The sequence below is a fragment of the Herbaspirillum huttiense genome, from assembly GCF_004367745.1.
Classification (GTDB): domain Bacteria; phylum Pseudomonadota; class Gammaproteobacteria; order Burkholderiales; family Burkholderiaceae_D; genus Herbaspirillum; species Herbaspirillum huttiense.
Map to the genome: position 1 here is coordinate 2,246,044 of NZ_CP037993.1, position 26,929 is coordinate 2,272,972.

21 protein-coding genes are annotated in these 26,929 nt (G+C 60.2%); 18 read left to right on the plus strand and 3 right to left on the minus strand.

Annotated elements, in window-relative coordinates; translation table 11 throughout:
• Positions 1 to 72 precede the first annotated feature (72 nt).
• The 5 genes from pheT (at position 73) to E2K99_RS10100 (ending at position 5,375) form a co-directional block, all read left to right on the plus strand.
• The gene (gene pheT / locus E2K99_RS10080) at positions 73 to 2,499 is read left to right on the plus strand and encodes a phenylalanine--tRNA ligase subunit beta (RefSeq protein WP_134222117.1); all 2,427 of its coding nucleotides are present in this window, start codon (positions 73 to 75) and stop codon (positions 2,497 to 2,499) included.
• Between the two features lie 64 nt (positions 2,500 to 2,563).
• Entirely contained in the window at positions 2,564 to 2,977 is a 414-nt protein-coding gene (locus E2K99_RS10085; protein WP_051057415.1) for an integration host factor subunit alpha, read from the plus strand.
• Positions 2,978 to 2,980: 3 nt separating this feature from the next.
• Complete coding sequence (locus tag E2K99_RS10090) at positions 2,981 to 3,382, plus strand: MerR family transcriptional regulator (protein ID WP_034331538.1); 402 nt, start codon at positions 2,981 to 2,983, stop codon at positions 3,380 to 3,382.
• Positions 3,383 to 3,541: 159 nt separating this feature from the next.
• The gene (locus E2K99_RS10095) at positions 3,542 to 4,066 is read left to right on the plus strand and encodes a GNAT family N-acetyltransferase (protein ID WP_134222118.1); all 525 of its coding nucleotides are present in this window, start codon (positions 3,542 to 3,544) and stop codon (positions 4,064 to 4,066) included.
• A gap of 226 nt (positions 4,067 to 4,292) precedes the next feature.
• Complete coding sequence (locus E2K99_RS10100; RefSeq protein WP_134222119.1) at positions 4,293 to 5,375, plus strand: choice-of-anchor A family protein; 1,083 nt, start codon at positions 4,293 to 4,295, stop codon at positions 5,373 to 5,375.
• Positions 5,376 to 5,456: 81 nt separating this feature from the next.
• Here E2K99_RS10100 and E2K99_RS10105 read toward each other — a convergent pair whose 3' ends face one another.
• Positions 5,457 to 6,059 (minus strand): phosphatase PAP2 family protein, encoded by a 603-nt coding sequence (locus tag E2K99_RS10105; protein WP_134222120.1) that lies wholly within the window; start codon positions 6,057 to 6,059, stop codon positions 5,457 to 5,459.
• 445 nt (positions 6,060 to 6,504) lie between these two features.
• Between E2K99_RS10105 and epsL the strand changes: the two genes are divergently transcribed.
• The 8 genes from epsL to E2K99_RS10145 all read left to right on the plus strand — a co-directional run bounded on the left by epsL (position 6,505) and on the right by E2K99_RS10145 (position 16,606).
• The gene (gene epsL, locus E2K99_RS10110) at positions 6,505 to 7,695 is read left to right on the plus strand and encodes an XrtB/PEP-CTERM-associated polysaccharide biosynthesis outer membrane protein EpsL (RefSeq protein WP_134222121.1); all 1,191 of its coding nucleotides are present in this window, start codon (positions 6,505 to 6,507) and stop codon (positions 7,693 to 7,695) included.
• 10 nt (positions 7,696 to 7,705) lie between these two features.
• Positions 7,706 to 9,115, plus strand: coding sequence for an undecaprenyl-phosphate glucose phosphotransferase (locus E2K99_RS10115; RefSeq protein ID WP_134222122.1), 1,410 nt, complete (start codon positions 7,706 to 7,708; stop codon positions 9,113 to 9,115).
• Positions 9,116 to 9,205: 90 nt separating this feature from the next.
• The gene (locus E2K99_RS10120; RefSeq protein WP_134222123.1) at positions 9,206 to 10,174 is read left to right on the plus strand and encodes an EpsD family peptidyl-prolyl cis-trans isomerase; all 969 of its coding nucleotides are present in this window, start codon (positions 9,206 to 9,208) and stop codon (positions 10,172 to 10,174) included.
• Between the two features lie 77 nt (positions 10,175 to 10,251).
• Positions 10,252 to 11,037 (plus strand): polysaccharide export protein EpsE, encoded by a 786-nt coding sequence (epsE, locus tag E2K99_RS10125; RefSeq protein WP_039786590.1) that lies wholly within the window; start codon positions 10,252 to 10,254, stop codon positions 11,035 to 11,037.
• Positions 11,038 to 11,109: 72 nt separating this feature from the next.
• Positions 11,110 to 12,507: a chain length determinant protein EpsF gene (epsF, locus tag E2K99_RS10130; RefSeq protein ID WP_134222124.1), complete on the plus strand. Its 1,398-nt coding sequence runs from the start codon at positions 11,110 to 11,112 to the stop codon at positions 12,505 to 12,507.
• 48 nt (positions 12,508 to 12,555) lie between these two features.
• On the plus strand, positions 12,556 to 13,434 hold the full coding sequence (gene epsG / locus E2K99_RS10135; RefSeq protein ID WP_051057695.1) for a chain length determinant protein tyrosine kinase EpsG: 879 nt from the start codon (positions 12,556 to 12,558) through the stop codon (positions 13,432 to 13,434).
• 30 nt (positions 13,435 to 13,464) lie between these two features.
• A complete protein-coding gene (gene xrtB, locus E2K99_RS10140; RefSeq protein WP_134222125.1) occupies positions 13,465 to 15,108 on the plus strand; it encodes an exosortase B in 1,644 nt (547 codons plus the stop codon).
• 79 nt (positions 15,109 to 15,187) lie between these two features.
• Positions 15,188 to 16,606, plus strand: coding sequence for an O-antigen ligase family protein (locus E2K99_RS10145; protein ID WP_134222126.1), 1,419 nt, complete (start codon positions 15,188 to 15,190; stop codon positions 16,604 to 16,606).
• 60 nt (positions 16,607 to 16,666) lie between these two features.
• Here the strand turns inward: E2K99_RS10145 and E2K99_RS10150 are convergent, their stop codons facing one another.
• Positions 16,667 to 18,070, minus strand: a complete 1,404-nt coding sequence (locus E2K99_RS10150) for an Atrophin-1 multi-domain protein (RefSeq protein ID WP_134222127.1) — start codon at positions 18,068 to 18,070, stop codon at positions 16,667 to 16,669.
• Positions 18,071 to 18,581: 511 nt separating this feature from the next.
• Here E2K99_RS10150 and E2K99_RS10155 point away from each other — a divergent pair.
• From E2K99_RS10155 to E2K99_RS10175, 5 genes are all read left to right on the plus strand, one after another.
• The gene (locus E2K99_RS10155; RefSeq protein WP_134222128.1) at positions 18,582 to 19,772 is read left to right on the plus strand and encodes a glycosyltransferase family 2 protein; all 1,191 of its coding nucleotides are present in this window, start codon (positions 18,582 to 18,584) and stop codon (positions 19,770 to 19,772) included.
• A complete protein-coding gene (locus E2K99_RS10160; RefSeq protein ID WP_240733884.1) occupies positions 19,759 to 20,943 on the plus strand; it encodes a WecB/TagA/CpsF family glycosyltransferase in 1,185 nt (394 codons plus the stop codon). Before E2K99_RS10155 ends, E2K99_RS10160 begins: the two co-directional genes overlap by 14 nt.
• Positions 20,944 to 21,075: 132 nt before the next feature.
• On the plus strand, positions 21,076 to 22,209 hold the full coding sequence (locus E2K99_RS10165) for a nucleotidyltransferase family protein (RefSeq protein WP_134224072.1): 1,134 nt from the start codon (positions 21,076 to 21,078) through the stop codon (positions 22,207 to 22,209).
• Complete coding sequence (locus E2K99_RS10170) at positions 22,209 to 23,636, plus strand: mannose-1-phosphate guanylyltransferase/mannose-6-phosphate isomerase (RefSeq protein ID WP_134222129.1); 1,428 nt, start codon at positions 22,209 to 22,211, stop codon at positions 23,634 to 23,636. The genes E2K99_RS10165 and E2K99_RS10170 overlap by 1 nt, the downstream gene beginning before the upstream one ends.
• A gap of 665 nt (positions 23,637 to 24,301) precedes the next feature.
• Positions 24,302 to 25,639 carry an MATE family efflux transporter gene (locus tag E2K99_RS10175; RefSeq protein ID WP_134222130.1) on the plus strand — a complete coding sequence of 446 codons (1,338 nt, stop codon included), beginning with the start codon at positions 24,302 to 24,304 and terminating at the stop codon, positions 25,637 to 25,639.
• A 120-nt stretch (positions 25,640 to 25,759) separates the two neighbouring features.
• Here E2K99_RS10175 and E2K99_RS10180 read toward each other — a convergent pair whose 3' ends face one another.
• On the minus strand, positions 25,760 to 26,689 hold the full coding sequence (locus E2K99_RS10180; RefSeq protein ID WP_166675056.1) for a beta-1,6-N-acetylglucosaminyltransferase: 930 nt from the start codon (positions 26,687 to 26,689) through the stop codon (positions 25,760 to 25,762).
• Between the last annotated feature and the right edge of the window lie 240 nt (positions 26,690 to 26,929).

A 26,929-nucleotide genomic window follows, 5' to 3' on the forward strand; every position in this document is an offset into this window, starting at 1 on the left:
CACGCAGGACGCCGCGCTGTCGCGGCGTGCCTCCGGCTCATAGCTCATAGCCGATAGCTGAAAGTCTGAATCATGCAATTCTCTGAAAACTGGCTGCGTACCATGGTCAATCCGACCATGACCTCGGATGAACTGTCGCACCTGCTGACCATGTCCGGTCTGGAAGTTGAGGAAGTCGAACCGGTCGCGCCTCCCTTCACCAATGTGGTGGTGGGCGAAGTGCTGGAAGTCTCCAAGCACCCGGATGCGGATCGCCTGAACGTGTGCCGCGTGAATGTTCATACCGGCACCATCCTCAACATCGTCTGTGGCGCGCCCAACGTGCGCGCCGGTCTCAAGGTGCCTTGCGCCATGGTCGGTGCCGTGTTGCCGCCGGGTGCCGATGGCAAGCCCTTCGAGATCAAGGTCGGCAAGCTGCGCGGCGTGGAGTCGCAGGGCATGCTGTGCTCGGCCCGCGAACTGAAGCTGTCGGAAGATCACGGCGGCCTGCTGGAGCTGCCCGACGATGCACCGGTCGGTCAGAATTTCCGCGACTACCTGCAACTGAACGACCTGAAGTTCACCATCAAGCTGACCCCCAACAAGGCGGATTGCCTGTCGGTGCTGGGTGTGGCACGTGAAGTGTCGGCCCTGACCGGTACGCCCCTGAAGGCCCCGGCCTATCAGGCCGCCGCCGTCAACCTGGACGAGAAGCTGCCGGTGCGCATTTCCGCGCCCGACCTGTGCGGCCGTTTTGCCGGCCGCGTGATCCGTGGCCTCAACGCCAAGGCCGCCACCCCGCAGTGGATGAAGCAGCGCCTGGAGCGCAGCGGCCAGCGGCCGATCTCGGCGCTGGTGGACATCTCCAATTACGTGATGCTGGAGCTGGGCCGTCCCTCGCACGTGTTCGACCTCGACAAGATCCATGGCAGCCTGGACGTGCGCTGGGGCCGCAAGGGTGAATCCCTGAAGCTCCTCAACGGCAATACCGTGGAAGTCGATGAGTGGGTCGGCGTGATCTCCGACGACAAGGAAATCGAATCCCTGGCCGGCATCATGGGGGGCGATGCCACTGCGGTTTCGCTGGACACCACCAACATCTACCTGGAAGCCGCATTCTGGTTCCCGCAGGCGATCCAGGGCCGTGCGCGCCGCTACAACTTCTCGACCGATGCCGCGCATCGCTTCGAGCGCGGCGTCGACTTCGCCACCGTGGTCGATCACATCGAGCGCATCACCGCGCTGTTGCTGGAAATCTGCGGTACCCCCGAGACCCGCGTCGGCCCGGTGGATGACCAGATCGTCAACCTGCCCAAGCGTGAACCGGTCGCGCTGCGCACCGCGCGTGCGGCCAAGGTGATCGGCGTGGAGATCACTGACGAGATGGTGTCGGATATCTTCAAGCGTCTGGGCCTGTCTTTCGACTACCAGCCTGGCCTGTTCTCGGTGACGCCGCCGTCCTATCGCTTCGACATCGAGATCGAGGAAGACCTGATCGAGGAAGTCGCCCGCGTCTACGGTTTCGAGAACATCCCGGCACTGCCGCCGGTGGCCGCCAATGCCATGCGCATCGCGCCCGAGAACACCCGTTCGCTGTTCGCCATCCGCCGCCTGCTGGCCGATCAGGATTATCAGGAAGTGGTCAACTTCAGCTTCGTGGAAAGCGCCTGGGAAGCCGACTTCGCCGGCAACACCAATCCCATCAAGCTGTTGAACCCGATCGCCAGCCAGATGAGCGTGATGCGTTCTTCGCTCATCGCCGGCCTGGTCGCGAATGCGCGCTACAACGTCAACCGCAAGGCAGCGCGTATCCGCGTCTTCGAAGCGGGTGCCGTGTTCCACAAGAACGCCGCCATCACCGATGGTCCGCTGGCTGTCGCCGGTTTCGAGCAACCCAAGCGCGTGGCCGCATTGGCCTATGGTCCGGTGGCCGAGGAGCAGTGGGGCCAGCCGACCCGTAACGTCGATTACTTCGACGTCAAGGCCGACCTGGAAGCGCTGTTCGCGCCGCGCGCGCTGCGTTTCGTCAAGGCCGAACATCCGGCGCTGCATCCTGGACGCACTGCGCATGTACTGCTGGGTGACAAGGTGGTCGGCGTGATCGGAGAATTGCATCCCAAGTGGCAGCAGAAGTACGACCTGCCGCTGGCCCCCGTGGTCTTTGAGGTGGATGCCGAGGCGCTGCAGGAGCGTGACCTGCCGTCCTACTCGGAAATCTCCAAGTTCCCGGCGGTCAGCCGCGACATCGCGCTGGTGGTCAAACACTCGGTGGGTGCGCAGCAATTGCTGGACGTTTTTGCCGCCGAAAAGCGGGCCAATCCGGACTGCGGCATCTTGCAAGCCCTTGTTTTATTTGATGAATATCAAGGCAAGGGTCTCGAAGCGGACGAAAAAAGCCTTGCGTTCCGCTGCACCTTGCAAGATACTCAAAACACCCTTCAGGATGACAAGGTTGACCTTGCGGTGAATGCACTGGTGGCCGCGGCGAGCGCCAAGCTCGGTGCCAGGTTGCGTGCCTGATGTGATGTCCGAGAGCGAAAATAATTACAGACCGGAATCGGTTGAGGCCCAGTCATTCATCGCCATGAACAACGTGAATTCGAACGAATTTCAATCCGTGCTGGACGCCGACCTGCATCGTGCCGTACTGGAATCCCAGGCACGTTCGCAGGCCGACAAGAACCTGCCGACGCTGACCAAGGCCGAGCTGGCCGAACTTTTGTTCGAGCAGGTCGGTCTGAACAAGCGCGAAGCCAAGGACATGGTGGAAACCTTCTTCGACGAGATCCGCAACGCTCTCGAACGTGGCGAGGCCGTCAAGCTGTCCGGCTTCGGTAATTTCCAGCTGCGCGACAAGCCGCAACGGCCTGGCCGCAATCCCAAGACTGGCGAGGAAATCCCCATCACTGCGCGCCGCGTCGTGACCTTCCACGCCAGCCAGAAATTGAAGGAAATGGTGGAACTCTCCAGCGGCGACGCCGTTGAAATGTCCGTCTAATCTATGAACGATCGTGTCAACAAACCGGCGGCCATCGTCTTGCCGCCCATCCCGGCCAAGCGTTATTTCACGATAGGCGAGGTCAGCGAACTGTGCGGTGTGAAGCCGCACGTGTTGCGCTACTGGGAACAGGAATTCACCCAGTTGAAACCGGTGAAGCGCCGCGGCAACCGGCGTTATTACCAGCACCACGAAGTGCTGTTGATCCGCCGCATCCGTGAACTGCTGTATGAACAAGGCTTCACCATCAGCGGTGCCCGCAACAAGCTTGACGGCACGCACGAGGCCGAGCAGCCGCAAGAGCCGCAGCGTCCCGTCATCAGCCTGGACGAGGCGGCCATCGATGCCTTGCGGACGGAGTTGCAAGCCGTGCTGGAAACCCTGAAACCCGGGGCTGCAGCCTGATTTACGTGCCAGGGTTGTTGCGCCGGAGATCTTGCCGACCAACATAAGCTTTCTTGCTTCCCGGTTTTTATTTTTACGCGCCACACGCTGGTCCTCATCGGCCACCGTGTGGCGTGTTCATTTCCGGGGTGCTCCCGGCCAACAGACGGAGATCTCACCATGAGTCCTTATCAATGGCGTCCGATGCGGGCGGCTGACTTGCCGCACGTGATGGCGATCGCTGACTTGGTTCACGCTGGCTATTTCGAATCAGAAGAAGTCTTCGCAGAACGTCTGGCCTTGTTTGCGCCTGGCTGCCGGATCGCCGTGCGCAGCGGGCAAGCGGACGGCAACGAGCAGGTCATCGGTTACGCCTTCATGCATCCCGCTCGTCTCGGCGTGCCGCCATCCCTCAACAGCTTGCTGAACGGACTGGATACTGCGGCCGATTGCCTGCATCTGCATGATGTCGCGCTGCTGCCGGCGGCACGCGGCTCCGGGCTCGGGCGGGAGTTGGTGGACGATCTGTGCCGTGTGGCTGAGCAGGCGGGGCTGGCGATGGCGACCTTGGTGGCGGTGCATGCATCAAGTGCCTACTGGCGGGCCGCGGGATTTGCCGAGGATGGGCAGGCGCTGGCAGGGAAGGGCGGGAGTCTGGCCAGCTATGGCGAGGGCGCGCTCTACATGTTCAGGCGGTTACGCTAGTGCCGGTGCTTGCCTTGGCGGAAGATTGATTGTTGTCAATGTGGCAAAAAGTTAACGCTCACGCGTTAACGAGTTTTTCACTTGATCAATCGACAACTGTTGTCTTAAAATTAATGAAAAATTTACAACAGTTTGCTTGGATTTGCGTCTTCCAAGCACGTTCAATTCACTTCCGCCACCTGATCTGACAAGCGAAGGCGGCATCCGTTATAAGGGGTAACGTTCCATGTCGCGTCTTTCCAGGTCGGTGCTGGCCGGTGTTGCTGTCTTGCCTTTCCTTTCCCTTGGTGTGAGTGCTGCTGCGCAGGCCGCCGTGGCCCCGCTGACTGGCGCTGAAGCGCTGCAGCAGTTCAACCTGGTGGTGCTGGGTAATGCCACCTCCAATTCGCACGTCGATGGCCGGGCCTGGATTGGCGGTTCGGTGACGGGCGGTGACTACGTGCAGCACTCCGGCAGCACGCCCGCATCGAACTATGCCGGTCTGACCGTGATGGGGACGGCGAGCGCTCTGCATGTCAACGGACTGGGCTCCTATATTGGAGGCTCCATCGTCGGCTCCACCGTCAACAGCGGTTCCAGCTATATCGCCGGTTCGGTGAGCGGCAGCAATCTGAATGGCCCTGCTTATGTGGCGGGCGGCACCAGCGGGGTCAACTTCAATGGCGGCCGCTCGTCGTCGCCGAGCACGCTGATGCAGACCAATGCCGATGCTGCCGGCTCGACCAATTTCAGCAACACGCTGACCAGCCTGTCCAATAGCCTCAAGACGGCCACTGCCAACAGCACGGTCTCCGTCGCGAACAACAAGGCCACCTTCAATGCCGTGGCCAACAACCAGGGTGTCGCGGTCTTCAATCTGGATAACACCACCAGCGCGTCGGTGTTCTCGGTAGGTGAATTTTCCTTCGCCGCCAATGGTGCCAGCACCATCATCATCAATTCCAGCGCGAGCTCGGCGGCCATCGGTGCCAACTTCCTGGGTGGACAAGCGCAGTCGTTGGGCAAGTCCATCGTCTGGAACTTCTACAATGCGACCAGCCTGATCATCAACAATCAGTTCGGCGGATCGATCCTGGCTACTCACGCCAGCCTGACCAACAACCAGAACATCGAAGGCGGAGTGTTCGTCAACAGCTTGACGCAGAACGCCGAGCTGCACCTGCAATCCTTCACCGGCAACCTGGCGGCAGTGGCCCCGGTCCCCGAGCCTGAGCAATATTTGATGATGCTGGGCGGCCTGGCCATCGTGATCGGTGTGGCGGCGCTGCGGCGTCGGCGCGTGGCGCTGCCCGGCCTGCGGCTCGCCTGATCGCGGCCCGGGGGGAGCATCAGCGGAAAGGCCGTTCAGTATGGACTGAGCGGCCTTTTTCTCGTAGCGCTGTTCAAAACGTCAGAGGGGGGCGTGGCGGACATAGACCTCGGTGCGGCCAGACAGATTCTTGGCCAGTTCCTGCAGAAAACTTTGTGTCGGTGCCGGCTTGTCGAAGCCGGTCATCAGAAGGCCTGCGGCCAGGGCGAACGGAAGCAGAAAATAGCGCAAAGCCGGTGCCGGCTCGCGCAGCGACAGGCCAAAGGTCCAGGCCGCGCTGGCGCCGACCAGTAGTCCCAGCAGCACTTCCGATTCCGAATGCACCTTGATCATCAGTCGGGACAGCCCGACTGCCGTTACGAGGAGCGCGGTGATGGCCAGGATGGTGGTACGCCAAACCGGCGTGCTGCGTCGGGTCAGCAACAAAGCGACGGACAGATAGAGTGCGCAGGAGGAAGCAGTATGACCGCTGAAACCGGTGAAATTGAGCAAAGGTGGCCGGATATCCCAGCCCATGAAGAGCAGCTTGCTGATCACCACGATCAACATCGCTCCACCAAATGAAATGAGCCAGGCCAGCATCGGCCGCCACAGTCGGTTGACGGCCAGCCAGAGTGCCAGGATGCATGCACCGGGAACGGTGATGGCGCTGTCGCCAAGAAAAGTGATGGTGTGCCAGTTCATGAAAAGGGGGATCAGCGGAGCGATTGCGTCAGCGATCTTACCCGCTCGTGCGGTGCGGAGAAAGCGCTAAGACTATTGTTGTCCTATAAACGTTCAGTTTTTGTTGCGGTGCGATATATATCGTTTACGAATTTTCATGAGTTTGTTGCCAATCTTTACATTTACCGTTTCTCCTACAAAGTCACGCTACCTTGTCTGATTGCCGCTTTTGGACGGGCGCGTATCCTTGTTGGTCTGCTTTCTGGCTGGCAATGTTTTGCATAAATTTTTGCCTAAATTTCGAAAATGATGCATGATTACTTCTAATTTTTTTCGTGTTGCACTGCAACAATACGGACTTCAAATATTGCCATTGTTTTAAAAGTAAAACTAGAAAAAGAAAGGGCTCTGATTCGTGAAGCCATGGCAGTTTCGCATTAGCAGCGGGCGCAGGACTCAAGTGCAGATGTGCGCTCTGCTGGTGTCCGTGACCTGCCCGCTGGCGTACGCAGCCGACCCGGGCCAGGTGGTCGTGCCGTATGTGCAGTACAGCTACTTGCATGATGACAACGTGCTGCGCCTGAGCGGGCCCGCTGCCGCAGTGTCCGCACTTGGTGCGCCCAAGCTGTCGGATTCGGTGCAGAGCCGGACTGTTGGTTTGAAGCTGGACCGTGATTTGAGTCGCCAGCATGTGACGCTGGACGCGAGCGTGACCAAAAACACGTACGATTATTTCTCGCAATTTGATAATGATGCGCGCGACCTGAAAACCAACTGGAGCTGGGTTTTGGGAGAACGTTTTTCGGGCGACATCGGCTATGTATATTCCAGATCGCTCACGCCCTTCCAGAACTTCCGTATATTGGGTCTGAACATTCGCACCATGCAGACCCAGTATGCAACGTTGGCATGGCAATTGCACCCTGACTGGACGGTGCGCAGCCAGGTTTCGCATTTCTCGTTGGGCTATGACCTTCCTACTCAGCAGGCCAACAATTTCAGTCAGAACTTGGCCGAACTGGGTTTGGATTACAACCCGCGCAGTGGCAGTGTGGTCGGCGTGCAGGTGCGCAAGACAGAGGGGCGGTATCCCAACGATGTGCTGGTGGGTAGTGATCTGATCAACAATTCCTATACCCAGGAAGACTACAAGCTGAAGGTGCTGTGGCTTTACAGTGCAAAGACGAAGTTGCAATTCTTGGGCGGGCTGACCCAGCGCGATCGCAGGTCTCCCACCGGAGGCAATGGCTACCGCGGCTTCAATGCACGCCTGATCGGCGATTGGGCGGCCACCGGCAAGACCGGTTTCGTCGTCAATCTCTGGCGGGAAATTGGTGGCATCAGTGACGTCGATGCGAATTTTGCGTTGACTACGGGTGCCAGTGTTGCTGCTACCTACCTGCCGACGGCCAAGTTGCGGGTGGAAGGCCTTTTCGATGTTGAACGACGCAACTACAACGGCGCATCCATCATCGCCGGCGTGACGCCGTCGAGCCGACGCGATAATTATGAAAAGGCCAGTCTGAGCCTCACGTATTCGCCGACTACTTCCTTGTCGATGATGTTGGCGGTTTATCGTGAGAACTCGCAATCGAACATAGCTAACCTGGGATATGTATCCAACGGCGTATCACTGACTTCGCGCTATGAATTCTGAGGCTCCCAAAATGAATGACCTGCATGACGGTCTGCCGTTGGCCAATGTCAAGGCCAATACCATCACGATGGTATTCAAGCGCTTTGTCGAACCAGCCCTGATCGTGGCTTACCTGTGGGTGCTGGTGCGCCTGCACGGTCATGCATTCAACGGGGATTATTGGGTGCTGGCCATCATGGCGTTTTTCCTCTCCTCCTATTTCTTCACCGAATTCCACGAGCGGCGTCTGCGCCGCAACCCCAAGGGGCCGTCGATCATTTCGCCGGTCCTGGACTGGCTGGCGGTGGCAGCGGTGCTGGTCGTGGTGGCGTATATCTGTGAGTTCTATCAGCAGTTTTCGCTGCGCGCGATTTTCTTCTGGGTGGTCACCACGCCGGTGGGCCTGATCATCTCCCAGCAATTGCAGTCGCGCGTGATGCGCGACTTGCACAGCAAGGGAGAAGTGCGCAAGGCCATCATCATCGGTGTCAATCCGGCCGCGCTGAAACTGGCTGATCGCGTCGAGAAATATCCTTCGCTGATGATCAAGCTGATGGGATTCTTCGACGACCGCGAGCTCAATCGCCAGCCGGCAGGTACCTTCACGCCGCTGCACGGCAAGATGTCGGACGTGGCTGCGTACGTGCGCGAGAACAACATCAACATGGTCTACATCAGCATGCCGATCTCGGCGCAGCCGCGCGTGCTGCAGATGATCGACGAGCTGCAGGACACCACGGCCTCGATCTACTTCATCCCCGACATCTACATCTTCAACCTGATCCAGGCGCGCTTCGATTATGTCGGCGGGATGGCGGTGATGGCCATCTGCGAGACGCCCTTTACCGGTACCAACAACATCGTCAAGCGCATCAGCGACCTGGTGCTGGCCTCAGGCATCCTGCTCATGCTGCTGCCGGTGATGATGGTCATTGCCCTGTGCGTCAAGCTGACCTCGCCTGGTCCCATCATCTTCAAGCAACGCCGCTACGGGCTGGATGGGGAAGAGATCGTGGTCTACAAATTCCGCTCCATGACGGTCATGGAGGATGGCGGCAAGGTCACCCAGGCCACCAAGGGGGACATGCGCCTGACCAAGATCGGCGGCTTCCTGCGCTCCAGTTCACTGGATGAGTTGCCGCAGTTCTTCAACGTGCTGCAGGGTCGCATGAGCATCGTCGGTCCGCGCCCCCACGCAGTGGCCCACAACGAGTTGTACCGCAAGCAGATCAAGGGCTACATGCTGCGCCACAAGGTCAAGCCGGGCATCACCGGGTGGGCCCAGGTCAACGGCCTGCGCGGGGAGACCGAGACGCTGGACAAGATGAAAGCGCGTATCGAATTCGACCTGGAATACCTGCGCCGCTGGTCGCTGATGTTTGACCTGTGGATCATCTTCCAGACCGTGCGCATGGTGATCAAGCGCGACAACGCTTATTGATGGACAAGGCCTTCTCGCAGGGGAGGGGCAACAAGCACCGGCCGAGGTGGCTGGCAACAAGTGACACAGAAAAGAAGAGAGCTTGGTCAAATGAAAATCGGGAAGGCAACAGTTTCATGGCAGCACAATGTCGCGGCGAAGGCGCTGGTCTCCGCGATGCTTCTGGTGGCATTGGCCGCCTGCGGCGAGAAGAAGGCCGCGTCAGGTTCCAGCCAGGTGGTGGCCATTGTGGACGGTCAGGAAATCACCATTCACCAGGTCAACAATGAGCTGGCCAAGACCGGCGGCACGCAGGTCACCAAGCAGCTGCTTGACGGACTGGTGGCGCGCCAGCTGATGATCAATGCCGCCAAGAAGGACAAGCTCGACAACGATCCGGCCGTGGTGGCCGACATGGAGCGGGCACGCAACCTGGTGCTGGCACAGAGCTACGTGGCCGGCAAGCTGAAAGCTCCGGTCCGCCCGTCGGATCAGGAAATCGAGGATTTCTATCGCAAGAATCCCGATTGGTTTGCCCAGCGCAAACAATATGAATTTGCCCAGTTGATCATCGCGGGGACCAGCCTCACCCCCGAGCTCAGCGCCCTGATGGACCAGCCCGGCAAGCGCCTGGACGATGTGGTCGGCTGGCTGGATTCGCACCGGGTGCAGTATGCGCGCCAGCAAGTGGTCAAGACTTCTGCGGATCTGCCGCAGCAGATGAATACCAGCCTCAAGACCATGGAGCGCGGCACCATGTTCGTGGTGATCGAAGGACCGACGGCCATCCTGACCTCCCTGCAGGACGTCAAGAATGTGCCCATGACGCTGGCGGTGGCCTCGCCCCAGATCGCCCAGTATCTGGTGACCCTGCAGCAGAATCAGGCGTCCGAGCAGTTGGTGGAACGGTTGAAGAAGGACGCCAAGATCGAGCTCACCGAGCAGGCCAAGTCGTTCAAGGATCTGAACGCTGCGGCCCCGGTGGACAAGGATGGCGCAGCCGCGCAGGGTAGCCCTGGCAAGGATGCTGCTTCAGCGGACAGCGAGGCGATCAAGCGCGGCGTCGCCGGTTTCAAGTAAGCATGGATCAACAACGGGCGTGCAGCGCCTGAATCAAGAACCTCAAGAACCTGATGTATTGCGGAGTAATGACGATGATGAGAAAAATAGTATTCCTGCTGATCGGTCTGATGCTGTCCAGCGTGAGCCTGCTTGCGCAGGCCGACGATATCCTGCTCGGGCCGGGCGACGTGATTCGCGTCAAGGTCTATGGCAGTGATGACCTCAGCCTGGAGACCCGCATCAGCGAAGCCGGCGTGATCAGCTTCCCGCTGGTGGGCGAAGTGAAGATTGGTGGCCTGTCCACCGCCCAGGCCGAGACCAAGATCGCCGGTCTGCTCAAGAAGGGCGGCTATCTGGTCAACCCGCAGGTGAACATTCTGGTCACCGTTCCCCAGAGCCAGATGGTGTCTGTGCTGGGACAGGTGTCCAAGCCGGGACGCTACCCATTGGATGGCAAACGCAACGTGGCGGACGTCATCGCGCTGGCCGGTGGCGTGACGCCTGATGGCGGCGACGCCGTGACCATCGTGCGCAAGAACGGCGGTGCGGTCAGCAAGCAGCTGGTGGACATCTACAGCATCACGCATAGCGGCGACACCTCGGAACTGCCGGAGGTGCAAGCCAATGACGTGATCTATGTGGAGCGTTCGCTGCGTTTCTACATTTACGGTGAAGTGCAGCGTCCGGGCATGTACAAGCTGGAACGCGGCACCACGCTGCTGCAGGCGCTCTCCGTGGGGGGCGGCCTGACCCAGCGCGGTACCGAGCGCGGGCTGGTGGTCAAGCGCCAGGTGGATGGCAAGCTGGAGGAACTGCACTTGAACAAGGACGACCCGCTGCAGGCCGACGACGTCGTCTACGTCAAGGAGAGCTGGTTCTGATCCGGCACCCGGCTGCAACGCACATGATTTCCCATTTTGCTATCGCAAACGCCAACCAGGAGGCGTGATCCCATGAATCTTTCTCAATTTGTTCTGATCCTGCAGGCCCACCTGCGGGTTATCCTGCTGATCCTGTCGATCACCGTTCTGGTGGCGCTCGGTATCAGCCTGACCCAGACGAAGCAATACAAGGCAACCTCGTCGGTGGTGCTCAACTACAAGGCCTCTGATCCGGTGACTGGCCTGGTGGTCGCGCCCCAAGGCTTACCCGGCTTCATGCCGACCCAGGTAGCCATCATCAATAGCCCGTCGGTGGCACTGGCTGTCGTGGACAACCTGAAACTGGCGCAACAGCCTGCGGTCAAGGCTGCCTTCGACGCCCAGAATCATGGCGATATGGATATCCGCAACTGGCTGGCCGGCGTGCTGCTGGCAAAACTGGATGCGGTGGCCTCCAAGGAAAGCAGCGTGATCGACATCACCTTCCGGGCTGATGATCCGCAGTTTGCTGCGCTGGTGGCCAATGCCTTCGCGGCCGCGTACCAGCAGGTCAGCATGCAGCTGAAGCTGGACCCGACCCGCAAGGCATCTTCCTACTTCAACGACCAGACCAAGCTGTTGCGCGACGCCTATGAGCAGGCGCAGGCCAAGCTGTCGAAGTACCAGGAAGAGCATGGCATCACCAATCTGGACAACCGTACCGACGTCGAAAACAACCGCCTCAACGATCTGTCGACCCAGCTGGTGATGGCGCAGTCAGCCCTGGCCGAGGCGCAGTCGCGTAGCCGCCAAGCTCAGGCCGGCGGCGCTGCCGAATCGCCGGACGTCAATGCCAGTGGCCTGATCCAGACCCTCAAGTCCAATCTGGCCGTTTCTGAAGCGCGTTTCGAGCAGGCTTCCAAGCGTTTGGGGGTCAACCATCCAGACTATTTGGCGGCCAAGGCCGAGCGTGACGGACTACGCGCTCAGTTGGCCAATGCGACAGCTGCCATTTCTGCCTCGGTGGGCGGCAATGCCACCATCCTGGCCAAGCGCGAAGCTGAGATTCGTGCCGATTTCGAAGCGCAAAAGCGCAAGGTGCTGGAGATGAACCGCACCCGTGACGAACTCGCCGTGCTCAGCCGCGAACTGGAAAGCGCGCAGCGCGCCTACGAGATGACCTCGCAGCGCCTCGCCCAGACCAGCCTGGAAGGCCAGTCCAACCAGTCGGATATCTCGTTGTTGTCGGCCGCAGTCCCGCCGGTCAAGCCGTCGAGCCCGCGCATCTTCATCAACCTGATCCTGGCCGTGTTCGTCGGTGCCATCCTCGGCGTGATGACCGCGCTGGGCCTGGAGTTGACCAATCGCCGCGTGCGTTCTGCACAGGACCTGGTGGAAGAACTGGGGCTGCCGGTGCTGGGTTCGATCACGCGCCCGGTGGCAAGCTCGGCGCGCCGCCGCTTCGGATTCGGACGCGGCAAGCCGGCCTGATCCGGGCCCGTCTTCATCGCCAATAAAAACAGATACCGCGGGAATAACATGACTACTGCAACGTTGACATTCACTGAAGGCACTTCGCTGCCGAACCGCTCCATCGGCGCCATCCTGGTCGACAGCGGCAAGCTGACTCCCGAGAATGCGGAACGCATTCTGCGTCTGCAGCGCGAGCGCGGCATGCGCTTCGGTGACGCCGCCATCCAGCTCGGCTTGCTGACGCAGTCCGATATCGATCAGGCCTTGTCGCGCCAGTTCGACTATCCCTATCTTCTCAAGGGCGAAAGCAAGGTCAGCGAGAAGGTGGTGGCGGCCTACAATCCGTTCAGCAAACAGGTGGAAGCCCTGCGCGCCCTGCGCAGCCAGCTCATGGTCCGCTGGTTCGACATCGACGGCAAGCACAAGGCGCTGTCCATCGTCAGCCCGGCCAGCGGGGAAGGGCGCAGCTTCATCGCTTCCAATCTGGCCGTGGTGTTCTCGCAGCTGGGCGAGCGTACCTTGCTGATCGATGCCGACATGCGCCAGCCCTGCCAGCACGAGCTGTTTGGCCTGGATAACCGCAACGGCCTGTCGGGCGTGATCGCCGGCCGCTGCAGCGCGGCCGATGCGCTCCAGCGCGTGCCGGATCTGCTGGACCTGTCAGTCTTGCCCGCCGGTCCGACCCCACCGAACCCGCAGGAATTGCTGGGCCGGCCCAACTTCACGCAGTTGCTGGGCGACCTGGTACAGGACTTCGATGTGATTCTGGTCGATACCCCGTCCGGCGGCCAGTATGCCGACGGCAACATGATCTCGGCACGCACCGGTGCCAGCCTGGTGGTAGTGCGGACCAACATGAGCCACATCTCGGCCGTCCGTACACTCACCGACAACCTGACCAGCGCACACGTGGCCGTCGTCGGCAGCGTCGTCAACGAGTTCTGATCTCCCGACCCTCCTGACGAGAACTGCAAGATGACTGCCCAGACCCTGCGCCCCATGCGTCAACAGCCATTCTCCGGCCTGCCCTGGCTGGTGGTGGCGGCGGGCCTGGCGGCCATGTACGTCCCCAGTTTCATTGACCTGTTCCATGGCGTGTGGGGCACCGAGCGCAACGCGCACGGCCCGATCGTGCTGGCCGTCGCGTGTTGCTATCTGTTCGTGCGGGTGCGCCAGCTGCATCAGGACGGGCTCATCGAGCGCCGTCCGGCACCCATCGCCGGCATGGTGTTCCTGTTGCTGGGCTTGCTGTGTTTCGTGCTGGGCCGCTCGCAGACCGTGCTTTTCATGGAAGCGGGATCGCTGATCCCGATCCTGATCGGCATCGTGTTGCTGCAGTTCGGGATCCGCACCTGCCGCCGCCTGTGGTTTGCCTTTTTCTTCATGTTGTTCATGGTGCCGCTACCGGCCTCGGTGGTGGACCTGCTCACCCAGCCGCTCAAGATCGGCGTCTCCTACGCCTCCGAACTGATCCTGCGTCAGTTCGGTTACCCGATCGCGCGCAGCGGCGTGATTCTCTACATCGGCCCCTACCAGTTGCTGGTCGCCGATGCCTGCGCCGGGCTGAACTCGCTGTTCACCCTGGAAGCGCTCGGCTTGCTGTACATGAATCTGGTGCGTCACCAGTCGCTGTTCCGCAATCTGGTGCTGGCGGTCCTGATCGTTCCGATTTCCTTTACGGCCAATACGGTGCGCGTCATGGTGCTGGCCCTGATCACCTATTACCTCGGCGATGCCGCCGGCCAGGGCTTCCTGCACGGGTTCGCCGGGATGCTGCTGTTCTTCGTGGCACTGGGCCTGATCATCGCGCTGGATGGCCTCTTGCGCTGGATTGCCGTGCGCCATGCGGCCTGGCGCGGGCTGCCCGCGCCCGAGGCCGTGCCGCGCCAGCGTGCCGCTGCGGCCGCGCAGGACACCACGAAGTTTTCCATGAACCTGCGGCTCTCCATTGCCGTGGTGATCGCCATGGTGGTCTCGGTGGGCCTGGTGCAATTGCTGGTGCCGCGTGAGGTCAACGTGGTCAAGAAGGGCAACTTTGCCACGGTCATTCCCACCCAGTTCGGGCAGTGGAAGGAAGTGCCTTCGCCGTTCCTGCAAGTCAACGTAGGTCTGGAGGACGGGACCGATCGCAGCACCGACCAGCCCTACGACGACGTGCTCGGACGCACCTACGTCAACAGCCAGGGACAGATGGTCATGCTGGCGCTGGCCTACGCCAAGGAGCAGACCCAGGACGTGAAGATCCACCTGCCCGAAGTTTGTTATGTGGCACAAGGATTCGTGTTGAGCGGCAAGGAGCGGGTGGCCATTCCGGTACGGGCAGGTAGCCAGCCCGTCATGGGCTCGCGCTTCGTTGCATCCCGCCAGAACCGGGTCGAGGCGGTCACCTACTGGGTGCGCATCGGCGATGGATTCCCCAATGGCGGCCTGGCCGCACGACTGAAGATATTTGAAGACGGCATGGCCGGCCGGATCTCCGATGGCATCCTGGTGCGTGCCTCCACCCTGGTGCAAGAGGGAGCATCGCAGGCCGACGAGTTCGCCTTGCAACAGCGTTTCCTGGAAGACCTGCAGTCAGCCGTGGGTGTGGCCAACCCCGGCCTGTTGGTGCCGGCGTGAGCGCCTGGGTGATGACCGGCGTGGAATGTTCAGCAGTCGCGCAACGGGCATGCTGCGGCTTGCAGCGAAGGACAATGAAATGAGAAAAATCAATCTGGACTTGACCCAGCTGCTCATCCTGGCAGCAGGCGTCATGGTGGCTGTGCTGGTCGGCATGGTGCTGCCTGTGGCGGCAACCTTGCTGGGCGACAGCGTCGGACGTCTGGCGGCAGTGCCGGCGCTGTTCCTGCTGGGAGCCATCTTCGTCTTCAACAAGCGCTTGCTGCTGTTGCTGATTCTGCTGCTGCGCGCCTCTGGCGACGTCGTGCTGGAGTCGACACGGCTGGGCGCAGCTGGCAGTGGTGGTGCTGGCCTCGGTGGGGCCATCAATGCCTTGATCATTCTGATCGCGCTGCTGTTCTTTATCGAAAAGCCACGACTATTGCCGCGTAAGGCTGCGGTGGCCTGGTTGATTTTTTTGGCCTGGGAGGCGGTGTGTGTGGTGGTCTCGCCCAATGCGGCTGCCGGCTTGAAGACGGCCCTCTCATTGTGCTCATGCTTTGCCGTGTTCGTCTGCGCTTTTTATGTCGTGCGCACTGAAGATGACTTCCGCTTCATGGTGCGCATTATGATCGGCTCTTCGATCATTCCCGCGATCTACGGTCTGGTCAGCGTGGTAATGGCCGGTGGAGTGTCCGGCGGCTTCCGTCTCCAGAGTACTTTTACCCACCCGAACATTCTGGCGTTCTACCTGACCCTGATCATCTCGCTGGGTCTGTATGTCCTGAAAAGCCCGACCTTCAAGCTGAGTCAGTTGCAACGCTTTGCCTTCACGGGCTACCTGGGCGTGCTGATGGTCTTGTTGCTGCTGACCCAGACACGCAGTGCCTGGGCGGCGGTTTTGGTGCTGTTCGTTCTGTACGGGCTCTTTTTCGAGCGTCGATATCTGATCTACCTGCTGGTGTTGTGCTGCCTGTCTCTGCTGATACCCAGCGTCCAGCAACGGCTCTTGGATCTGGACGGGGGCGGCACCGTGGTTGGCACCTACGCAAAGCTCAATTCATTTGCCTGGCGAGTGCTGCTGTGGGAGAGTGCCCTGAATTGGATGTCGTCCAGCCGGTATCTGACCGGGTATGGTGTCGAGGCGTTCGGTTACTACGTCAAAGTTTTTTTTCCGTTGTCTGGAAACATCGAATGGATGGCGCACAACGTGTACGTGCAGCTCTTCTTCGATACCGGGGTGATTGGACTTGTCACCTACCTGGCATTGTTCTATCAAGCTTTCAGGGCGCTACTCCTGCTCTATCCTAAAGACCGTCTGGGCGGGGGGATTCTAATGTGCGCCCTTGTCGAGTACCTGGTGGTGTCAGCCTCGGACAATATGCTCAGCTACCTTGCATTCAATTGGTATTTCTGGATGGCAATGGGGATGGGCTGGTCTCTTCATCTGCATGGCAAGGCGGCAGGAAAAGAGAAAGCAGTTCAAGCTGTGCGTGTTTCGGTGGCATCGGGCGCATAGGTAGTCAGTGTTGGTGAGCTGTACTCCTGCGCGTACAGCTCACCGTGGTGGACTAGGTCATCAATCTGCTTTGATCAACTCGGCACCGACCGTGGACGACGCCCCTCCGCTTTGCGCATAAATTGTTAGTTGCGGGCTGTTGGCATTCCAGACGAAGGTGGTGCTCTGGCCATTGGCCAGGTAACCGGAGTCGGTGACCACCTTGCCGACCAGCGTGTCATAGACGCTCAAGCGCAGTTTGCCTCCGCCAGTGGTACGCGCCGTCAGTTTGTACTTGGCACCCATGACTGGCTTGGCCCAGTCGACCGGTTGCATGCCGCGATTGGAGTAATTGACGGCAATCGTGGAAGCACTGGCACCGGAGATCACCACCGATTGCTGCCACGAGTCGAAGGCGGCCTTGCCGCTGCCGGCTTGCAAGGTCCACGCACCGCGCATGGAAAGCAGGTTGAGGTTCTGGTTGGGCGTGAAGGCCTTGCCGTTGCCATCGATCCAGCCACTGGCCCCGGTCACGCGGCGCAGGGCGGCTCGGATGGTTTGCAGTTCGTTGGAAACGGTGGCATTCCATCCGCCCGGAGAAGGATTGGCGCTCGATCCGATTTCGGCAAAGATGGCAAATGGCGTGCCGTCGTTGGCGTCGACAACGTAGGCACCGTAGCGCTTGAGCGTTTCAGCGATGCGGCGTACCTCTTCGTTGGTCAGCTTGGACGTATCAAAGGAGGGGGGCAGCATCATCAGCGCGCCTTCCGGGAAAGGTCCGCTGTTGCGCTTGGCTGCATTGACGTCGGCCGAGGTGGCCGGGAAAACGTAGGTGGGCTTGGCGCTCAGGCCATTGAAGGTCATCGTCATGGCCAGCGCGTGCGGATAGTACTCCGGTTTGGCGGCAGCTTCGTGGATGCGGATCAGCCCGGCCGAAGCCGGAACGCCTGCGGCGCGTGCACCCTGGTAGTAATGCGCGGGATCAGGCCAGCCGGTGCCGTTCATCCTGGTCCACCCATAAAGCCTTGCGGTCCATTTGCCGTCCTGCTGTTTCAGGCCCCAGAAGGAATGGATGATGCCGGTGGAAGGGTCTGCAATATCCGCGTGGCCGTCAGTACCCGGACCAGGCTTGGTCGCTGCTGGCCAATGCGGAATGGTGATGTCGCGGAAGACCTCTTCGTCAGCGATCTTGAGGCTGTTGCTGCCGGTCGGCCCGGTCACGGTTACCGCCGGATCACTCGGACTGGCCAGGAACACGCCGGTCGAGTAATCGCCGTTGGTGATCAGCGGCGAATAGGTCGAGGTAGGGATGACGTCGTTGGAAAAAGTGGGATTGACCGGCCGGCTGTTCCACAGTGAATCCGCAGCGAAGGGTTTGAGGTAGCTGCCCCATTCCTGAGCCCAGACCGGTGCACTGGCCAGGGCTGTGCATCCAAGCGCCAGGCATAACTGGGCTTGGCGTAGCTTGCTGAATTTTCGTTGCATGAGCATTTCCTATGAAGTAGTGGTGGTGCCGCAGGGCAAGATGCTGCCTTGGGAATCAGTCTGACGCACAAAGCGCTCAACGGTTCGGTGCCCCTGAAAAGTATAGCGAGCCTGCCGCTGTTCATGGCGTAAAAAAAGCTGACAGGCCAGGTTCAGTTGAATGCGAACTTTTCATTTGATGGGCTCTCGAAGCGCAGCAACAAAATGTGTGCAAGTGCAGCAAATTTGTGGGGCGGATGCCGCATAATGTGAAAGATAAGGTGAGCTCTCCCTCTTGATGAGACTGGATTGGTGTGATGTGGAAATGCACATTTTGACTGGTTCATTGGCTGCCGGTTGCGTGCCGCACCCCAGGCTCATCAGGAGCGCGCAGCAGCAAGGCCAGTGGCTTGGGCTGCGTCTGGAAATGCGAGCCGCTTGGCTTTGGCAAGGCCTTCGTGCAGGGGCCGGCGGCGGGCCAGTGGCGCACGGCGCAAGAAGGATTTTGAATCGGACGAGACGGAAAGAGACGATGTTGATAGGACTATTGCAAACGATACTGCTGCTGTTCCTGGTGCTGCTGGCCATTCCGGTGACGGTGTTGCTGGTGCAGGTGCTGGCGGCGCGGTTCGCGCGCCCCCGGTCGACGGTGCTGAGTCCGCTGCGTCCGCGCATCGCGGTGCTGGTGCCGGCCCACAATGAGGCGGGCGGGATTGCCGAGGTCATCGCCGGCATCCGTGCCCAGCTGGCGCAGGGTGACCGTGTGCTGGTGGTGGCGGACAACTGCTCCGATGACACTGCAGCCATCGCGCGCGCAGCCGGTGCCGAGGTCACGGAGCGTTTTCACGATGTCTTGCGCGGCAAGGGCTATGCGCTGGACCACGGTATCCGGCAGCTGTCGCAGGATCCGCCCGACGTGGTGATCATCGTGGATGCCGACTGCTTCCTGGGTCCTGATGCGCTGGATACGGTCAGCCGCGCCGCGGTGCAGTCGGGCCGTCCGGTGCAGGCTTTGTACCTGATGCATGTGCCGCAGGAATCCGGCCCGATGCGCAAGATCGCCGAGTTTGCGTGGGTGGTGAAGAATCATGTGCGGCCCCTGGGTTTCCAGCGCCTCGGCCAACCCTGCCAGCTGATGGGCACCGGGATGGCATTTGGCTGGCAGCAGATCGGACGGGTCGATCTGGCCACCGGTCACATCGTCGAAGACATGAAGCTGGGTGTCGACCTGGCCACCGTGGGACAGCCGCCGCTGTTCTGTCCGGACGCGCTGGTCTATAGCTACTTCCCGGTCAGCGAAAGCGGTGTCAGCACCCAGCGCACACGCTGGGAGCACGGCCACCTGAGCGTGATCCAGACCTATGTGCCCAAGCTGCTGCGACAGTCGCTGCGCCTGCGCAATGGAGCCCTGGCGGCGCTGGCGCTGGATCTGAGCGTACCGCCGCTGGCCTTGCTGGTCATGCTCACCGGCGTGGCGTGGCTGCTGGCCTTGCTGGCCGCGCTGCTCCTGGGCGGTACGGCGGCCCTTGGGCTGGCCAGCCTGATGCTGGCCGCGCTGGTGTCGTCGGTGCTGCTGGCCTGGTCCGGGTTTGCGCGCGATGTGATCAATCTGCGCCAGTTGATCAGTGCCGTGGGCTATGTGGCACGCAAGGTGCCGTTGTATGTGAAGTTTTTTTTCAATCGTCAGGTAGAGTGGGTGAGGTCCAAACGTGACTCTGAATGAGCCTATTGCAGTGGCGTCCGCGCCAGTGGCTGCGCAGCCCGGCGCAGTGATCGATCCGGGGCCGGATTTCTCGCGCGAGGTGTATTGCATCCTCGGTTTGCCGTTCGACCTGGTCGATGTGCAGCAAGCCTGCGCGCGCATGCATCTGGCCAGCAAGGAACGCCGCCGCTGCTTCTTGTCCACGCCTAATCTGAACTTCGTGATTGCCTGCCTGCAGGACTCGCAGTTCCGTGAAACCGTTCTCCAGAGTAACCTGTCGGTGATCGACGGTATGCCGATCGTATGGATTGCCCGTGCGCTGAGGTTGCCTTTCGTCGAGCGCGTCCCTGGTTCGACGTTGTTCGATACCTTGCGCAGCACGGCGGGCGTGAACGGCGTCGATCCCATGCGCGTCTATTTTTTTGGTGGCTTGCCTGGAGTGGCGCAGCTGGCATCCGAGAAGATCCAAGCCGACCAGAGTGGCATGCAGGCCGCCGGTTACGAAACGCCAGGATTTTGTAGTGTTGAGGAAATGAGTAGTCTGGAGACTATGACCCGAATCAACCAGAGCGGGGCCGATTTTCTCGTGGCCGCTCTTTCGGCAAGGAAGGGCCAGGCATGGCTGCTGCGCAACCGTGACGCCCTGCAGGTGCCACTGATGGCCCATCTGGGGGCGGTGATCAATTTTGTTGCTGGAACAGTCTCACGGGCACCAATATGGGTGCAAAAAATGGGGTTGGAGTGGGCTTGGCGCATCAAGGAAGAGCCCGCACTATGGCGTCGCTACTGGAACGATGGTCTTACGCTCTTCAAACTTCTGGTGACCAATGTGATCCCGGCTGCGTTAGCAGCCCGTCGCTCGGTACCAAGCGTGGCCGAATTTGATTCTGCCTGCATGGAAATGCGCTCGGCGAAAGGGAGTTGCCAGCTGCTTTTGGCCGGTAGCATTGGTGAACCTAATATCCAGCGCTGGCGCGCTTTGCTCGCAAAGACCGCAGAATGTCAGGATCCGCTCGTCTTGGACTGTGCCGAGCTTGCTTTCATCGATAGCGCTGCGATGGGTTCGCTGATGCTGCTGTACGCAGACTGCATGGCAGAAAAGCGGCCCTGGGCAATCCTCAATCCGTCGAAGTCGCTGCGGCGGCAATTCGAGCTGATGTGCGCACAGTATTTGCTTGAGCCCTTGCCGTGATGCCGTCCCCCTGTACTTATTCCTTCCCAGGGCAGAGGGACTGTGGCATGAGGAATCTTCCTGCCACGACCTGTCTCGGGCACCCGTTTTTCGATTCAACTCCATAAAGCAAGAAAGGCAAACATGAAAGCGATGATTCTCGCAGCGGGCAAGGGGACCCGCGTTCGGCCGCTGACCTACGCGCTGCCCAAACCGATGATTCCCATTCTGGGCAAGCCCGTGATGGAGTATCTGATCGAGCACCTGGTGAAATTCGGCATCCAGGACATCATGGTCAACGTCAGCTACCTGCATGACCGCATCGAGAATTATTTTGGCGAAGGCCAGCGTTTCGGCGCGCGCATCGGCTATTCCTTCGAAGGCTATGTGGATGACGACGGCCAGGTCTTCCCGGATCCCATCGGTTCCGCCGGTGGCATGAAGAAGATTCAGGAGTTCGGCGGCTTCTTTGACGAAACCACGCTGGTCATCTGCGGCGATGCGCTGATCGATCTGGACATCCATTCGGCCCTGTTCGAGCACCGCCGCAAGGGCGCGCTGGTCAGCGTGATCACCAAGGAGGTGCCGATGGAGCAGGTCTCCAGCTATGGCATCGTGGTAACCGAGCCCGACGGCAAGGTCAAGTCCTTCCAGGAAAAGCCGAAGCAGGAAGAAGCCCTGTCCAATCTGGCCAGCACCGGTATCTACATCATGGAGCCGGAAGCCCTGGAGCTCATCCCCAAGGACAAGTTCTTCGACATCGGCTCCGACCTGTTCCCGCTGCTGGTGGAAAAGCAGTTGCCGTTCTATGCCCAGAAGCGCTTCTTCAACTGGATCGACATCGGCAACGTCACCGATTTCTGGTCGGTGCTGCAGAGCGTGCTGAAGGGGGAAGTGGCGCAGATGTACGTGCCCGGTACCCAGATCCAGGAAGGTGTGTGGGTCGGACTCAACACCCGCATCGAGTGGGAAGGCACCACCATCGAAGGGCCGGTCTACATCGGAGCCGGTTCTCATATCGCCGCCGGCTCGACCATCATCGGACCGGCCTGGATCGGCCATGGCAGCCATATCTGCGGCGGCGCGAAGGTCATTCGCAGCGTACTGTTCGAGTATACTCGCGTGGCCAGCGGCACCACCTTTGAAGACAGCGTGGTCTATGGTGCCTATAGCGTCACCCACGATGGCGCAATGAAGCACACGTCCGATCAGCCGGACGAGCAGTGGAATGATGCACGAGACCGTCGTCTCAAGCCACGAACCGCGCTGGAAAACAGGAGCGCCTAATGTCCACGACCAAAATCTATCCCGTCATCTTGTCCGGGGGTTCGGGAACCCGCTTGTGGCCCTTGTCGCGAGCCGCTTATCCCAAGCAACTCCTGCCACTAATCAGTGATCAGACCATGCTGCAGGAGACTGTGTCACGCGTGGGTTCCTGGCCGGAGATCCAGGCTCCGCTGATCGTTTGCGGTAATGAGCACCGTTTCATGATCGCCGAACAGCTGCGTGAAATCGACGTGCGCCCGCTGGGTATCATGTTGGAGCCGCAGGGCCGCAATACCGCGCCGGCCGTCGCCGCTGCCGCCTTGTACTTGCAGCGCCTTGATCCAGAAGCGGTGATGCTGGTGCTGCCGGCCGACCATGTGATCAAGGATGTACTGTCTTTTCATGAAGCGGTCCGCCGCGCCATGGTGTCGGTGGATCAGAACGCGCTGGTCACATTCGGCATTGAGCCGACACACCCGGAAACCGGCTATGGATATATCCTCCGCGGTGATATACACGGTGCGGACACGGGGAATTTCCAAGTAGATCGCTTCGTCGAGAAGCCGGATCTGGAGACCGCCACCGGTTTCCTGAAGCAGGGCGGCTATTACTGGAACAGCGGCATGTTCCTGTTCAAGGCGCGCGATTTCCTCGCCGAACTGGAATCCCATCGTCCGCTGATCGGTGCGGCCGTCAAGGAGGCGGTGAGCAAGGCCTACAACGACCTCGATTTCTGTCGCCTGGATGAGGCCGCCTTCGCCGCGTCCCCCTCCGAGTCGATCGACTACGCCGTGATGGAAAACACCTCGCGTGCGGTCGTGGTGCCCGCCAGCATCGGCTGGAGCGATGTCGGTTCCTGGAGTGCGCTGCACGAAGTGCTGCCGGCGGATGCCGAGGGCAACGTGGTGCGCGGAGACGTTCACCTCAACCAGGTCAAAAATACCCTGGTGCGCGCGGAAAGCCGCATGGTGGCGGTGCTTGGCGTGGAAGACCTGATCGTGGTCGAAACCGACGATGCCGTGCTGGTCGCCAATCGCGAGAAGGTGCAGGAAGTGAAGGCCTTCGTCGACAAGCTCAAGAATGCCAAGCGTACCGAGCACGTCCATCACAAGCGCGTCTTCCGTCCCTGGGGCAGCTACGAGAGCGTCGACTCCGGCGAGCGCTTCCAGGTCAAGCGCATCATCGTCAAACCGGGCGAGAAGCTGTCGCTGCAGATGCATTATCACCGCGCCGAACACTGGGTCGTGGTCAGCGGCTCGGCGCTCGTCACGCGCGGCGAAGAGGTCACCCTGCTCAGCGAGAACGAGTCCATCTACCTGCCCATCGGCGTGACCCATCGCCTGGAAAATCCGGGCAAGCTGCCGCTGCACCTCATTGAGGTGCAATCGGGTAGTTACCTCGGTGAAGACGACATCGTTCGTTTCGACGACGTCTACAAGCGCGCCTGAGTTCGCCCGACCGCCACTGATTCTCTTGCCTTGCTGCCGGGTTCTCCGGCATTGGCATGAGGAAACTGCAACACGCCCGATGGCTGCCATCGGGCGTTTTCTTTTTGTTCTCCAGCTAACTTTCCCCTGCCTCACGCCATCACCGACACCGGAGTGATGGTAATCACCGCTTGTGCACATCTTTACATGCTGCAATGCAATATAAAAACCATTGTGCGTCAGCTATTTGTCAGTAATTGCGTACGTGAAAAACGCGAGTTATTTTAATTTTTGCGTCACTGACTCGTGCGTCAGTAGCACGTCAGTGCGCTGTCAGCACTTTGTCAGGAAGCATGTTTCAAGACGTAATAACGGGTATGAAAAGATGTTTTACGTGATTTTTTATTTGTTTATGGACCGTTTTTTATGCGAGCATAACAATGCGTCAAGTTTGTTTTTATGACCACGAATTCTTTACTGTGCGTCGCAGCATTATGGTAAATTCCTTACCGCTCTTTACAGATGAGCTGCTGCCGTTCACAGGAGTCCTGGCGTCGATGTCCGTTGCGTGCCGCGCGTCTCGTGGCTCTCCCGGCTTCGTTGCGGAGCTTGCGTAGCAGCTGAGGCCTTCTGCTTGTTTCTGACGCCGCCGCACGCGGTCTTCGATCCCATCAAATCCATACCCGATGTCCTTCAAAGAGATAGTCAAGTCTTCCGGAAGAACCCTGCTGACCACGGTCGGCGTGACGGTGCTCGGTTTTGCCATTTCGGTGTTGACCACGCGCATGCTGGGACCGGAGGGGCGCGGGCTGTTGTCGGGCTCGTTGCTGATCATCGGCCTGTCGACTGCGCTGGGGCGCTGGGATCTGGCCTACAGCTACATCTACTTCCGCGGTACCGGGCTGTATTTCCCCCAGCGGCGCTTCGTGTACCTGTCGGCGCTGGTGATTGGCGCCGGGACACTGCTGCTGGCAGCGGTAGGGGTCCTGATCAACGACAACACCATCTTGCACAAGCACATCGCGCTCATTACCGCGTTTGCGGTGGTCACGGGCCTGCAGAATTACCTGTTCAACCTGTCGCAGCTGGAAACCTCGCTGGCCTTCCTGAACCTGACGCGCATTTCCGGGGCCATCTTCAACCTGGCTGCTCTGGGTGTGCTGTATTGGCTGTGCCGACCGGTGCAATTCGAATACATCCTGATCGGGCAAATGGTGTGTGCGCTGGTGCTCATCGCCATGTGCCTGCAGTGGTGCCGGCTCTACCTGTTCAGCGCCCGCCCGGCACCGGCCGAGCTGGCCAGCCTGCCGCGGGCGCGCACCTCCGACATGGTGAAATACGCCTTGAACCAGCACGGCACCGGGCTGGTGGCGCTGGCCATGACCTATTTCGACAAGGTCTACCTGCTCAAGGTCGGTACCATCGAGGAGTTCGGCTACTACACGCTGGCCTTCACCACCTCGCGCCTGATCGGTGCGATCCACGAGGCGATGAATACGGCCCTCTATTCGCGCTATGCCGGCAAGGAGGAGGGGGAATTGAATTCCAGCATCAACACGGCTTTCCGCTTCACGCTCGTGCCCATGCTGGTGCTGGCAGGGATTGGCTCGGTGCTGGCCCCGTGGCTGATTCGCCTGGCTTACGGCCCCAAGTTCGACTCGGTGACGCCGAGCTTCATCATCCTGATGTTTGAATGCGTGCTGTCGGGAGCGGCCTGGACCCTGGCCCAGCGTTTCAATGCCGGCGGCAAGCCTGGCCTGATTTTGCGACGCCATGTGCTGTCGCTCATCCCGCTGGTCCTGATGCTGCCCTTCCTGCCGAAGGAGAACATCTCCGTCTATCTGGCCCTGCTGATGCTGCTGGGTGCGGTGCTGCGGATGATCATCACGCTGGCGATGTATCCCTACGTGCTCAAGCAACCGGTTCCGCGCCTGGTCCCGACCCTGGCCGAGATTCGCAAGCTGTTCGGCATGATCAAGGCCCGATGGGAGCGTCGCCGCCTGGGCGGCAATGAGTCTGCCTGAGCCGGTTCCCGGGCGGGTTGCGTGCCTGTCCCCTGAGAGTCACTGCAACTGGCGGACATGAAAAAATAGCCCTCGGCGCAGTGGCGGAGTGCTGAGATCGGCTGTCTGGCTGTCTGGTGTTCAGTGAGGGGAGAGGGTAGTCTGCGCCTTGCGCTGGTTGTTCTCCAGCAGGGTTTCGACGACCTGCCATGGCTCTTCGTTGAACTTGCGTGCAAACAGCACTTCGCCACCCGGCAACGGACAGTTGTGCCGCTCCGAAGCCATCACGACGGGCTGCGCGAAATGCGCCAGGTAAGATTGCGTCAAGGTCTCCGGGCTATCCCGTTTGGGCTGCCAGTCGGTATAGGTGATGCTTGGCTGCAGATCCTTGCCATGCTCCGAATTGCCCAGGATGGTCTGGAAAAAGAATTCATCAGGGCAGTCGACATGCTTGCAGAAGGACGCCAGCCGCGGGTGCTGCCGGTGGTAGTCCAGCATGTATCGGCAAGCCTCGCCGGTCACCGCCCACCATTGGGAGCCGGCCATGGGCTGCAGTTCGCCCAGCGCCTTGCGGTAATCGCGCAGCGGCGCGTAGCGGATGATCAGGTCCTGCAACTTCCAGCGGTAACGCATCAGCGGTCTGGCCCGGCGCACCCAGTAATGGGCCAGGCGGCCGATGCGCTTGCCATGTTCTTCATTGGGCATCGGGTAGGCCTCCATGAAGTTTGCATCCGCCTGGCGCTGGAAGAAATCTTCGATATACGACCTTGGCTGGACCGGCAGGGTGCTGCCGCTGAGCAGCACCACGCGGCCGGTTTGTGGCTCGTTCTGCATGGCCAGTTCCATCATGTTCAGGGTGGCCTGCACCAGCGAAAAATCACCCCACGCCCCGTTGATGCGCTTGTCGCAGAACAGGACCCGCGGCATCGCGCTCAGCCGTTTGAATTGCGTGATATCGGCTTTGCTGTCGATGTGCAGGACGAAGCTGGCATGCTCGCCGGAGAGTTCGGCAATCAGCCGTTCCAGTAGCCTGGGGTTGTTGTGCGCGAGGATGAGGTAGGCGATCTTCACTTCGTGCCTCGTACGCGGTTGTTCAGTGGATTTTTTGTGGGTCGCTGGTTCATGTAAGCGGAGTTTTTTAACGGCGACGGTCGAGGGCCAGATTTGTTGTGTTCATGAGGCTGCCGGGGAATGCGGACGTCAACCGGCGATGGTGGTTTTTCGAGCGTTATTCTGAGTGTGATCAGAGTGGGAGCGCAAGCACATGCCTACTGTATGCGGTGAACTCTTGATGCGCATATCGACGGTAGA